This is a genomic window from Putridiphycobacter roseus (assembly GCF_003234935.1).
GTDB classification, from domain to species: Bacteria; Bacteroidota; Bacteroidia; order Flavobacteriales_D; family Crocinitomicaceae; genus Putridiphycobacter; species Putridiphycobacter roseus.
This window is the reverse complement of the sequence record NZ_QKSB01000011.1, coordinates 18355-31790: the sequence shown is the minus strand read 5'-3', so window position 1 is coordinate 31790 and position 13436 is coordinate 18355. Positions and strand designations below refer to the sequence as shown.

The window sequence follows — 13436 nt, the reverse complement described above, 5'->3', positions numbered from 1 at the left end:
ATGATCTCCATAGTAATGCCCATGCGCAATGCCATGCCTTATTTAAAGGAATGCATTGACTCCATCATAAACCAATCAGAACAGAATTGGGAATTACATGTCGTGAATGACCACTCCACGGATGATAGTTTTATAGTTTTACAAGACTATGCCAATAAAGACAAGCGGATTAATATCTATCCTGCCAATGGCAAAGGAATTATTGATGCATTACAGCAAGCTTATGCGCACACTTCAGGCAATTACATTACCAGAATGGATGCAGATGATATTATGCCTATTGATAAGTTAAGGTTAATGAAAACGGTATTGGTGGAGAATCCAAAAGCAGTGGCTACGGGGATGATTAAATACATTGGAGAAAACTTAAGAGAGGGCTATTTGAAATATGAAATCTGGATGAACAAGCTCATGAGCGAACACAGCCATTATCATCAAATTTACAGAGAATGTGTCATCCCTTCTCCTGCATGGATGATGGAAAAAAACCTTTTTGACAAAATTGGTGGCTTTACTCCTAACACTTATCCCGAAGATTATGATTTAACACTGAGAATGTACGCCCATCAACTACCATTTGTCGCAGTACAAGAAGTGGTGCACATTTGGCGCGACTATCAAGAAAGAACCTCAAGAAACGATCCCAACTATGCATTCAATGCCTTTGAGGAATTGAAAACGGAGTATTTTTTAAAACTAGATTACCAAGCAGATAAAAAGCTGGTACTTTGGGGCGGTGGAAAAAAAGGGAAAAACATAGCCCTTTTACTGCAACAACATGGTATAGAATTTATTTGGGCATGTAACAACCCGAAGAAAATAGGTCAAGAAATTTATAACCAAACCATGGCAGATATTGATCTTGTATTTGAAAAAGACTTTGACTACCAAGCCATCATTGCCGTAGCACAACCTGAAGAGCAAGTATTAATTCAAGCCACTTTAGACAAACTGCCCCATGTAACTGCGTTTTGGTTTTGTTAACATTTGGTATTGCAATTGCATGCCTTGAATATAGCCCCAACTCCGAACATTCAAAGCCATTCCCTCTCGACAATAACACAGCACATTATTTTTAGTGCACCCCTCCCCCTTTAGAATCTACCAATATAGCTTTGACTAAAATCTTACCATTTAACAATTGGGATGGCTTTATATCCATATTCACTTTTTAAGGACAACAAATAAGTGCCTGGCATTAATCCATTTAAAAATATAGCCGTTTCGTAAACGCCAACACCATGTATCTCCTCCTGCATCACTTCTTTTACTAATTTCCCTGACAAATCAATGATGCGTAAACTGAAAGTAGAAGTATTAGGAATAGAAAAATTAATAGTTATTTGGTTTGAAGTAGGATTTGGGAATGCGACCAAGTTAAAAACATCCTCATCTGGGCTAAAAACAGCAATAAAATCATCCAATTCAGTTGGGTTAACACGTATTTTTGAGGCGTAAAACTTTTCTCCAGTTCTATTATTTAACCAATAATGAAAAACATGATCTTTAAAAGCAATCGCCTCAAGATCAATCTCATTTTTCGGATAATACTTTCCCACAAAAGGGAATGAATCAATAAGTAAGGAATTTATCTGAATGGCTCCAGCCAAATATGGGTATATATTTAAGCTTATTTCTACCGCAGTTGGCTTATTAAAAGTATTGGCTATTTCTTTACTTACCATTTCAGCCCTGGCATTAAAAAATGAAATAAGATAAAACACATTTTTATGCCAATTTTCATAAGACTGATTCCATGCATCACAGTGTTTTTTCATATCTAATTCTATATGTGTTTTTTTACCAACCACAAATTCTTTCAACCGATTGGGCTGAAAAATAGTATTTAATAAATCGGCATATCGATTGATAAAATAACGTTTAAATTCAGCATTATCTAATAGATTTTTTAATAATTGTATGTGCACATTTGCTGTTGCAGGCTGCGTTAATAAATATTTTAAATATTGTTTATCGGGAAGGTCAAATCCCCAAAAATAATTCAAACTAACATCTAAGTCGTAGCATAAATATCGCCATTTTGGAAACTGAGCTGCATTCCATAATTTTAAATTATTATTGGGCCAGTCTTTATTATAAATAAATGATTCTATAATAAAATAATCTACCATTGAAGGAATGTCTAATCTATCTTTAATCCAATTAATATTCCCCTCCTCTTTTAAATCATGTCCATTTGCATAATTAACTATATGATTAAAAGTAGCAGCGCTACCATTAACAACGGACAAATAATGATTTTCTAATATATTAACACCACTATCGGTATGATAATTAGCCTTAATATAATCTACATCTATTTTTTCTCTTATGTTATGAATCCCCAAATAATTTCCGTTGATATACACCACTACAGGATGATACCCTAAAACATCTATATCCAGCATATTTTGTTGAATATAATCATGTATTAATCCATCTCTCATCATGGTTGCTCCGAAATCATTTCCCGAATTTCTCAAAATCAATTTTTGATAGGAATTGAATGATTTCCCTTGAAAATATGGATAATCAAAAGTCGCTTCATCATGATAGTTTTTAATAATAAGCTGAAGTGGCTTCATGGCTTTTGTGCGTGACCCCGCCCCTCCATGCATTTTTAACACACATTGACGTTCTTCTCTAATTTGTCCTAAATTATTATAATAAGCGTAATGTACATCCAAAGCTGTATCCTTCCAAAAGTTAGCACCAGCATAAGGTGACGTAGTATTTGCATTTGGCCCCAACATATACAGCCCTGTTAATTCATCAAAAAGGGCTAAACTATCCACCGTTAAATTCACTATCGGGAGCTTTTTGGGAGGGTTTACAAAAATGTTATAAAATAGAAAATCTGCTGGCAAGAAGGAATCGAGGAGAGCAGTCACAACAAAGGAAGTATTTTCCTCCACCACAATTTCATGGGTATACAATGCGCCATTGACTGGATTAGAGCCATTCAAGGAATAACGAATTTTCGCGTCATCTTGAATGGATGCTAATTGAACTACCTTACCTTGTTTGTTTTCCTCCACTCGAATACTTGGCTTTTGTGCATACCCTTTATAACCTATGGCCAATTGATTACTATTTTGCGGGGTTGGTTGATCGAAATACAAACCCAATTTACCGTAACTATGGTCAATTTGCATTGGTGGATAATTTATTGAATCAATCATTAAATACTGACTAGATGCAATAGCAATTCTCCCACCAGATTTTGGAAAATTAAAATGGATGGTTTTATTTGAACTAGAATTACTATTGGCAGGAAACACCATAAAACTTCCAGCTGTTAAAACAGTATCGTAGATGGTCCACTTTTTTGTTGGATCATTTAAATCTACAATGACGTACCCCAATAAATTGATGTCGTTTACAGTGGGGTTGTATATTTCAACCCAATCCACAAAACCTTCGATTGGATGGTTGTAATTCAATTTATTAGAAGGACATATTTCAGTAATAACTTGTCCGCTTGTGTAAAAACCAAATTGAAAACAGAAAAACACTAAAGCGAAATACCAATTTACCTTAGCCGACCATTCTATTTTCATTTTTTTTTGAATAACAAATTTAACTTTAAGCCATTGCTTTTATTAATTCTTGAAAAACAGGTTTCAGTACAGTTTTTACAATACTTGCTCTCACCGTATCATACTTCATCTCTTCCTCATTCATGTACAATATTTTGTTCATTTCTAATTGTAAAGCATGTTGATTTTCTGCTGGTTTTCCAAAATAACGGGTAATATGCCCACCTTTAAAAGGCGTATTGTGATTCACTTGAAAAGGACCTTTTCTCAAAGTATTGATTGCTGTTTCTATCCATTCTTGATCCGCTGTTTTATGGTCATTATTTCCCAAAATCATATCCGGAAAAGGCTCTTTTTGAATGGAAGGTACCAAGTGTCTGATTGAATGTGCATCCCACAATAACACCTTACCAAATTCTGCTTTTCTTTCGTCTAATAATGCTTGTACTTTTTGATAATATGTCCAATAATAAGTCTTTAACCTTCGTTCAACCTCTTCTTGGTTTGGGTCTTGTGCAGCCTTATAAATTGGTCTACCAAAAAAATCGGTATAGGAGCATAAACCAGTGATGATTCTGCCATCATTGTATAATGGTTTACTTTCTGGATCACGATTTAAATCAATGACCCAACGGCTATATTTGGCATGTATAACAGTAATCCCTAATTCGCTTGCAAAATCATACACTTCTTCTACGTTCCAATCGGTATCATCCAATACCTTTAATTGTCCCTCCAAATAATCTTGTTTTATTTCTTCTGGAAAATCAGTTCCTGAATGTGGGACAGAAATAATAATGGGAACTTTTGGCGCTTTTGGCTCAATGATATAAAATGGATCAGGCATGTTTATGAAATTGTTACACCACTAAGTTACAAAATTTAGTAAATTAGTAACTCAATAAAAAGATTCAATTACAAAATAATGTCAGTAACTACAAAACATTACACCTTCATTGGAGCAGGAATTATGAGCGCAACATTGGCCACCATAATCAATCAATTAGACCCAAATGCGAATATTCATATTTATGAAAGGCTTAACCGTGTAGGTGCTGAAAGTTCTGACGCATGGAACAATGCAGGAACAGGTCATTCTGCTTTTTGTGAATTAAATTACACACCACAGCGAGAAGACGGAAGTATTGATATGTCAAAGGCATTGCATATTGCAGAATCTTTTGAAATTTCGAAACAGTTTTGGGCTTTTTTGGTTAAAAATAAGCTCATTGAATCTAAAACACCATTCATTAATGATATTGACCACATGAGTTTTGTTTGGGGGGATGAAAATGTAGCTTTTTTAAAAAAGCGATACCATACCTATCAACAATACGCTATATTCAAGGACATGCTTTATTCCGAAGATCATGACCAGATTAAAAAATGGGTACCATTAATCATGCACAACCGCGATAAAAGCGATAAAATAGCGGTCACAAGAATGCCAATTGGAACAGATGTAAATTTTGGTGCATTAACGCGTGGCATGATTTCGCATCTACAAAACACCGAGCAGGTGACATTGCATCTTGGTCACGAAATAAAGGACTTAGAAAAATCAGACTATGGCCAGTGGGAAGTAGAAGTGAAAGACCTAGAGAAAGAGGAGGAATTTGAATTTAAAACAGACTTTGTATTTATAGGTGCTGGCGGCGGTGCTATTCCCTTATTAGAAAAAACGGACTTAAAACAAGCCGAAGGTTATGCAGGCTTTCCAGTAAGTGGACAATGGTTAAAATGTGACAACCCTGCAGTTATTGCTCAACATGAAGCCAAGGTATATGGCATGGCTGAAACAGGTTCTCCCCCCATGTCTGTCCCCCATTTAGACACAAGAATATTAGATGGTAAAAAAGCATTACTTTTTGGACCATACGCTGGTTTTTCAACCAAATTCTTAAAATTCGGTTCTTATTTCGACTTGCCTTTATCCTTAGAAGTACATAATATTTGGCCCTTATTATCCGCAGGAATTAAAAATTTCGCCTTGACAAAATACTTAGTCAAACAAGTTATTCAATCACCAGAGCACAGATTTGAAATGCTACAAAAATATTATCCTGATGCAAAATTTGAAGACTGGGAATTAGTGCAAGCTGGACAGCGGGTACAGATTATTAAAAAAGACAAAAAAGGAGGAGGGGTATTAAAATTTGGGACAGAAATTGTAAAGGACAAAGATGGTTCCTTGGCAGCTTTACTAGGAGCCTCTCCTGGGGCATCCACTTCAGTATCGATTATGCTAGACGTAATCCAACAATGTTTCCCAGAAAAATTTGAGTCTAAAGAATGGCAAGACAAATTAAAGCAGATGATACCAAGTTTTGGTTATTCCTTAATTGAAGACGGCAACTTATGTATGGCCACCCGAGCTGCGACTACAAAAGTTTTGAAATTAGAGGATATTTAATACTAACTACTTCATTCTTGATACCAATGACCCAGTACTTTCTCAACAACTTCTCAAACCATTTTTAATTTCACTATCGTATCCTTAAAAACACTGGAAGAGACATGCGTTTTTATAAATCAAAAAAATATTAATCCTTATCACTTACTTTTGACACTAATCACGCATTACTTTTTAATCAAACAAAATCCACATTAAAATGTGCCCCTTTATTTTCATGTCTTCGGCTGGCTTGTGAAACAATTAGATAAGCTATAGTTATTAAGTTTCTGAGTTCACATAACTGGGGTGAAATTACTGTTGAGTTGTATAAATCCTCTGTTTCTTTGTAGTGGATTTCCAGTCGACGTAAAGCACGTTGAATACGAACATTAGAACGAACAATTGCCATATAATCGGACATGATTATTTTTAACTCCTTACGGGAGTGAGTTATCAATACCAATTCTTTTGGCGCAAGCGTTCCTTTTGCGTTCCAAGAAGGAATATTAAGCTGCATTTCTATGCTATTAATACTTTTTGAAACTTCTTCTGCTGCACGGTGGGCATACACCAACCCTTCCAATAAAGAGTTCGAAGCCAAACGATTTGCTCCATGCAACCCCGTTCGAGAACATTCTCCAATGGCCAATAAATTTGTAATATTTGTTCTCCCTTTTTTATCTACATTAATCCCTCCACACATATAATGTGCCGCTGGAATAACAGGAATAAAGTCATGTGTTGGATCAATTCCAATACTTTTACATTTATCATAAATATTCGGGAAATGCTTATAAAAATCAACGGCATCTAAATGTGTACAATCTAAATAAACAAATCGCTCCCCTGAGACTTTCAATTCTTTATCAATAGCTTGAGATACAATATCCCTAGAAGCCAGCTCTCCCCTCTCATCCGTTTTAAAAACAAAGCGCTCTCCTTTTACATTTCTTATGTATGCGCCGAATCCACGTACAGCTTCAGAAATTAAAAAATTTGGACTAGCATCAGGTTCGTACAATGCAGTTGGGTGGAATTGTACAAATTCCATATCAGAAATCTTTGCTTTAGCCCTATAAGCCATAGCAATGCCATCACCAGTTGCCACATTTGGATTAGTAGTATGAATATATACTTGTCCTATGCCACCTGTTGCTAATAAAGTAACTTTTGCCAGGGTACGGTGAATTATCTTTGTTTTATTGTCTAATACATAAGCACCATAACAATGGTTTTCAGAAAAACGATTTACACTTAACCCTAAATGGTGATCTGTAATTAAATCAATGGCATAATGGTGTTCGTAAACGTGAATATTTGGTGCTGTGGCTATTTTTTGGAGCAATGCCCTTTCCACTTCATACCCCGTAATATCTTTGTGGTGTAATATTCTATTGGCAGAATGCCCTCCTTCTTTACCCAAATCGTATTCTCCATTTTGACTTTTATCAAATGAAGCGCCCCACTCAATAATTTCGTTAATTCTTGCAGGTGCTTCTTCCACCACAATTTTAACCACAGATTTATCATTCAAATTATCGCCTGCCAATAAAGTATCATCAACATGGCTTTGAAATGAATCGTGTTGATTGAGTACAACAGCTATACCGCCTTGCGCATACTTAGTATTGCACTCGTCTATTTTATTTTTGGTGATAATGTTCACCGTCTTATCTGGGTTTTGGGCTGCTACCTTAATAGCATAAGTCAAACCAGCTATACCGGACCCAATGACTAAAAAATCGGATTGTATCATTTTCTTGCGGAGATCTCTAACATTCTTTCAATTGGTAAAAGCGCTCTTTTACTAATATCCATTGGCACTACAACTGCGGGTGATTCATGCTTCATGCATAAGTATAATTTTTGCATGCTATTCATTTTCATAAAATGACATTCTGAACAAGCACATGAAACGTCTTTTTCAACTGGTGCTGGAATTAATTTCTTATTCGGCACTTCGGCTTTCATTTTATGCAAGATACCTGCTTCCGTAGCGATAATAAACTCCTTTTTTGGAGAAGTTTTCACATGATTAATTAAGCCAGAGGTCGAACCAATGTATTTTGCTACTTTTAAAATATGTGCTTGAGATTCTGGATGTGCAATAATTTCAGCATCTGGATTTTCTTTGGCTAATTTTAAAATCTTATCAATATCAAAAGCTTCGTGTACATAACAAGCGCCATCCCACAAAAGCATTTCTCTACCCGTTTTCTTTTGAATATAAGCACCTAAATTTCTATCCGGTGCAAATATAATTGGCGTTCCTTCAGGAATAGATGCTACAATTTTTTCGGCATTGGAGGAAGTACAAACAATATCACTCAAGGCTTTTATATCCGCTGAGCAATTGATATAAGTCACTACAGTATGATCAGGGTGCGCATCCACAAATTCTTTAAAACTTGCTGGCGGACAAGATTCGGCCAAAGAACAACCTGCTCTTAAATCTGGCAATACCACTAATTTATCTGGATTTAAAATTTTTGCCGTCTCCGCCATAAAGTGGACACCAGCAAATACAATCATATCTGCATCTACTTCTGCCGCTTTTTGAGAAAGTGCTAAACTATCTCCAACAAAATCAGCAATATCTTGAATCGGACCTTCCTGATAATAATGCGCTAAAATAACTGCATTTTTTTCTTTTTTTAATTTATTGATTTCTGCCACTAAATCAATTTCTTCTGAAACGGCTACATCAATAAACCCTGTTTTTTCAACGTTTTTGATTGCCTCTTTTATCGTATTGTCCATGTTAAAGTTGTCTTCGTTGTTCAAATTTAAGTAATCGACCTAAATTCGTACCTGTTTTAATTAGTTTTTTTATAATTTAAAGGTTTTAAAACCTATTTAAAGACTTAGGCACAAATTTTGAACCAAACTTATTAGCAACTACAAAAAATATGAAAAATTATATCCTTACCACTTTTTTACTTTGTTTCTTTTCCGTTGGTTTTTCGCAACCAGAATTGAATAATAAACCAACCACAGAAGCGATTAAGTGCACCGACAGCAGATTTTTACGCGTAAAAGATTGTGCCGAAATGGTTTATTTTGACGAAGACCAAAAGGCTGTCTTTCACCAAAAGTCTGGTAAACCGTTTACCGGTTACTGTAAATCTTGTTTTAATAACGACAATCTAGAAATGTACCTCCAATTTGTGGACGGGCATGCCGAAGGACAAGACACCATTTATTACGAAAGTGGTACTATTAATCTTATACGGTCTCATTATTTAGGAAAAGAAGACGGGGCTTGGTTATTCTATAACGAAGATGGAACACTAAAATGGGAAAAAAATTATTATGCCGGTGCACCGGAAGGGAAGCATGTTTATTATTTTCCTGATGGCAATATTTATAAAATTGAAAACTGGAAAGCAGGAGGATTGAGTGGAATTAAAAAAGAATTTTTTCAAGGAAGTAATGGAGAAGCCGGAAAACTTAAAAAAGAAATTGGCTATAAAAATGGCAAATTTGATGGTGCTTATAAAACCTATTTTGAAAATGGACAAATAGCCATTGAACAATTTTTTAAAGAAGGAGAGAAAGATGGTTTGGCTTCTTATTACTATGATGACGGAAAATTATTATATACTGAAAACTTCAAAAACGGCAAAAAAGAAGGCCAGGTAAAAAGATTATTTCAAAATGGCAATACTTGGATAATTGAACGCTACAAAAAGGGCGAAAAAACCGGTCTATGGGAAGAGTATTATGAGGATGGCACCTTAAAATATGAAGCCAAATGGGATAAAAACAAATTACTGGAAGAACATTTTTACAATGAAAATGGCGACGAGACAAATAAAACTGACGAAAAGGAAGTCGAAAAGAAGTAATTTTTAAAATTCACTGACAACTTGTCTAATTTTAGAGCTAGTTCTTAACTTCGTATGGTTTTTGCTACAATTATAAAAAATCATACATGAAAATTTTACAATTCTTATTTTTACTTGGCGTTTGTTTTACCATCTTCGAATTTATATGGGGATTATTTAAATTTGCCTTCAACTTTATAACGAGCAGCATTAAAAGTCCTGTAAAAACAAACGCGTTAAGAATTGTAAAATATATATTATTTGTAGGAACTACAATTCAATTTATTAAAACCATCAATATTGATTCTCAGTACATCCATTCATCAGCCATTTCAATAAGTATTGGCGCTATATTGATGACACTCTATTTAATCGGTAAATTTCAAAACAGAGCTGCTTTTGCACAAATAAAAAGCATGGCAGGTCAAATGATGAAAGGCTTCTCCACTAGTTTTGACTCTAAATTAGAAGTAGCTTTAATCCTTGGTGCTATCGTTTTTTTTGTATTAGGATCTCTAAATCCAAGTCTTATAGAAAACGGTATTACTACTTGGTTTTCAGACGCGATAATTAACATTTATGACACCCCATTTTTCGGTTTTATCTTTATGGTTATAGCTGTTTTTGTGCTATACAACGCCATTTCCAGAGGCTCATCTATCCTTGGGAAATTGCTAACTGGTCAATCCTTTAAGGAAGCGACAGCAAAAGCATCTCCTTTTCAAAATTTTAATTTCCAAGGTAATTTACAGAAAAGATTTGGTAATGAAGAAACTATAGAAGCGGAATTCACAGAATACGAAGAGGTTGTGGAAGAGGAGACAGAATCAAATAATTAAGCTGTGATTATATATGGCTGCTGTTTAGATTTCATAAATAAATTTTAACTTTGCCAAAACTTTTTTCATGTCACATTTTTATAGCAATAATTTTAAACTTGGTATTTTAGGCGGTGGCCAATTAGGTCGCATGTTTATTCAAGCCGCCATTAATTTTGATGTAAATGTGCACATCCTTGAAAAAGGAAGTGAAAGCCCTGCTTCATCTGCAGCCTTTAGTTATACAAACGGTGACATTCAAAATTTCGAGGACGTTTACAATTTTGGTAAAGACAAAGATGTATTGACCATTGAAATTGAAAATGTAAATATTCCTGCTTTAAAAAAGCTAGAACAAGAAGGCGTAAAAGTTTATCCTCAACCGCATATCATTGAGTTAATACAAGACAAAGGTGCGCAGAAAGCTTTTTACGAAAAGCACCAAATACCAACTGCGCCATTTTATTTAATTGAAAATAGAAACGAAATTTCTTCTTACATCACCGAGTTGCCCTTTATGCAAAAAATGCGTGTGGGTGGTTATGATGGGAAAGGAGTGTTAGCTTTACACGACGAGAATGATATCATTGAGGGATTTGACGCACCATCCGTACTTGAAAAATTTGTAGATTTTGAAAAGGAGTTAGCTGTCATTGTTGCCCGAAATGAAAATGGAGAAATCAAGACTTTTCCTTTAGTGGAACAGGAGTTTAACCCTGAAGCAAATTTGGTAGAATTTTTATTTTCTCCAGCAGACATTAATGATGAAATCAGCAAAAAAGCCATTGCTATTGCGGAACAAATTGTATTAAAGCTAGACTTTGTCGGTATATTAGCAGTGGAATTATTTTTAACCAAGGATAATGAATTATTGGTCAACGAAATTGCGCCACGCCCACACAATAGTGGTCACCATACCATTGAAGGCAATATCACTTCACAATTTGAACAACATTTAAGGGCTATTTTGAATTTACCTTTGGGTTGTACGGATATCAAAATACCGAGTGTCATGATCAATTTATTGGGTGACAAAGGCTATTCAGGAAAAGTAAAATACACTGGAATGGAAGCAATATTAGCATTACCTGGTGTAACACCTCATATATATGGCAAAGCAGAAACCAAACCGTTTAGAAAAATGGGACATGTCACTGTAGTCAACCCCGCTTTAAATAAAGCAAAAGAAATAGCAATAAAAGTAAAAAATACGATTCGTGTTCAAAGCGAATCATAATATATAATACAATGATAGAAGTTGGAATAATCATGGGGTCAAAGTCGGACTTACCCATTATGCAAGAAGCAGCTGATGCTTTAAAAGTAATTGGAATAGACTACGAAATCACGGTAGTATCGGCTCACCGTACACCCGAAAGAATGTATGATTACGCAAAGTCTGCACACGGCAGAGGTATCAAAGTAATTATTGCAGGTGCTGGTGGTGCCGCGCATTTACCAGGTATGACCGCTTCTTTAACTGCATTGCCAGTCATTGGGGTTCCAATTAAATCGAGTAATTCTATTGACGGATGGGATTCAGTTTTATCTATACTACAAATGCCAGGCGGTATACCTGTCGCTACTGTTGCTTTAAACGGTGCTAAAAATGCTGGTTTATTAGCAGCAAGTATTATCGGGGCAAGCAATCCAGCAGTATTTGAAAAACTGACAGCCTACAAAGAGGAATTGAAAGAAAAGGTTTTGAAAACTGCAGTAGAAATGGAAAATAACAAGCTTTAAATGACACAAACTGTTGATTTAATTTACAAGTATTTCCCCGACCTAAGCGATCATCAAAAAGAATTGTTTGGTCAGTTGTATGATATTTACAAACTTTGGAACGACCAAATTAATGTAGTGAGTAGAAAAGACTTTGATACTTTCTACGAAAAACACGTATTGCATTCTTTAGGCATTGCGAAGGCCATTAATTTTGTCCCCGGATCAGACATATTAGATGTAGGTACTGGAGGTGGTTTCCCAGGCATTCCATTAGCCATCCTGTTTCCTGAGTCAAATTTTTATTTGGTAGATTCTATCGGCAAAAAAATTAAGGTAGTAGATGAAGTGAAAGATGCTTTGGGTCTCACCAATGTGATTGCCAAACAAGTCCGTGCAGAAGATATTCAGCATAAATTTGATTTTGTAGTCAGCAGAGCAGTAACTGCCATGCCCAAATTTTTAATGTGGGTCCGTAAAAAAATAAAGAAAAATGACAAAAATGCCTTTCCTAACGGACTTTTATACTTAAAAGGAGGTGACTTGACAGATGAAATGAAACCAGTAAGAGAGTATTACGAGTTTTTACATTTAGCCGATCATTTTGAAGAGGAATTCTTTGAAACCAAAAAAGTAGTTTACGTCGATTTGAATTCTTAACACAAAGCATAGCTAAAGGACTAAAGTCCCTAATTAAACAGTGTTTTTCACCTCAAAAAGGAGGAGAGATGGTATAAGCAATGTACTAATTAACGAATGAATGATATAGCCGCCCCAAAGTAAATTGGTATTTAGGGATAGATTGTACGCGGGTAGAAATTGGCATAAACGATTCTTATTGGTAAGATTGAGTATTCCTTCAACACTTAAATATCAAGAATCTACACCAATTTGTTATATCCAAAAGGTAAATATACTTGGTTCCACACCCGTACAGGGCGTGTCGCTAGATTGGAAAGAACTTACTAATCTTTATGCATTCAAAATTGAACCGTATTGGGTATTCTGTTTTAAACGACGTGAAAAAAAACAAGCACTTTCATTTTAGTTATAGGATATAAACGAAATACTCCTATTATCTGTTGCTTAATTCAACAAACTTCTTATTTTTGTTTCATGCGGAAATTTCTTTTTT

Annotated in this window: 11 protein-coding genes; 7 read left to right on the top strand and 4 right to left on the bottom strand. The window is 35.1% G+C overall.

Annotated elements, in window-relative coordinates; genetic code table 11:
- The gene (locus DNU06_RS14335; protein ID WP_111064188.1) at window positions 1-984 is read left to right on the top strand and encodes a glycosyltransferase family 2 protein; all 984 of its coding nucleotides are present in this window, start codon (window positions 1-3) and stop codon (window positions 982-984) included.
- Between the two features lie 143 nt (window positions 985-1127).
- Here DNU06_RS14335 and DNU06_RS14330 read toward each other — a convergent pair whose 3' ends face one another.
- Window positions 1128-3560, bottom strand: coding sequence for a CotH kinase family protein (locus tag DNU06_RS14330; RefSeq protein WP_111064187.1), 2433 nt, complete (start codon window positions 3558-3560; stop codon window positions 1128-1130).
- Window positions 3561-3585: 25 nt separating this feature from the next.
- Entirely contained in the window at window positions 3586-4386 is an 801-nt protein-coding gene (locus DNU06_RS14325; protein WP_111064186.1) for an N-formylglutamate amidohydrolase, read from the bottom strand.
- A gap of 78 nt (window positions 4387-4464) precedes the next feature.
- Here DNU06_RS14325 and mqo point away from each other — a divergent pair, with 78 nt between their 5' ends.
- Window positions 4465-5952, top strand: a complete 1488-nt coding sequence (gene mqo, locus DNU06_RS14320) for a malate dehydrogenase (quinone) (RefSeq protein WP_111064185.1) — start codon at window positions 4465-4467, stop codon at window positions 5950-5952.
- A 178-nt stretch (window positions 5953-6130) separates the two neighbouring features.
- Here mqo and nadB read toward each other — a convergent pair whose 3' ends face one another.
- Together nadB and nadA are read right to left on the bottom strand one after the other, a co-directional pair.
- Complete coding sequence (gene nadB, locus DNU06_RS14315) at window positions 6131-7690, bottom strand: L-aspartate oxidase (protein WP_111064184.1); 1560 nt, start codon at window positions 7688-7690, stop codon at window positions 6131-6133.
- Entirely contained in the window at window positions 7687-8694 is a 1008-nt protein-coding gene (gene nadA, locus DNU06_RS14310) for a quinolinate synthase NadA (RefSeq protein ID WP_111064183.1), read from the bottom strand. Before nadA ends, nadB begins: the two co-directional genes overlap by 4 nt.
- A gap of 149 nt (window positions 8695-8843) precedes the next feature.
- On the opposite strand from nadA, the gene DNU06_RS14305 reads away from it, so the two are divergent.
- From DNU06_RS14305 to rsmG, 5 genes are all read left to right on the top strand, one after another.
- Window positions 8844-9782, top strand: a complete 939-nt coding sequence (locus tag DNU06_RS14305) for a toxin-antitoxin system YwqK family antitoxin (RefSeq protein WP_111064182.1) — start codon at window positions 8844-8846, stop codon at window positions 9780-9782.
- An 86-nt stretch (window positions 9783-9868) separates the two neighbouring features.
- Window positions 9869-10600, top strand: a complete 732-nt coding sequence (locus tag DNU06_RS14300) for a hypothetical protein (RefSeq protein ID WP_111064181.1) — start codon at window positions 9869-9871, stop codon at window positions 10598-10600.
- A 67-nt stretch (window positions 10601-10667) separates the two neighbouring features.
- Window positions 10668-11816, top strand: coding sequence for a 5-(carboxyamino)imidazole ribonucleotide synthase (locus DNU06_RS14295; protein ID WP_111064180.1), 1149 nt, complete (start codon window positions 10668-10670; stop codon window positions 11814-11816).
- An 11-nt stretch (window positions 11817-11827) separates the two neighbouring features.
- The gene (gene purE / locus DNU06_RS14290; RefSeq protein WP_111064179.1) at window positions 11828-12322 is read left to right on the top strand and encodes a 5-(carboxyamino)imidazole ribonucleotide mutase; all 495 of its coding nucleotides are present in this window, start codon (window positions 11828-11830) and stop codon (window positions 12320-12322) included.
- Window positions 12323-12961: a 16S rRNA (guanine(527)-N(7))-methyltransferase RsmG gene (gene rsmG / locus DNU06_RS14285; protein ID WP_111064178.1), complete on the top strand. Its 639-nt coding sequence runs from the start codon at window positions 12323-12325 to the stop codon at window positions 12959-12961.
- Window positions 12962-13436 lie beyond the last annotated feature (475 nt).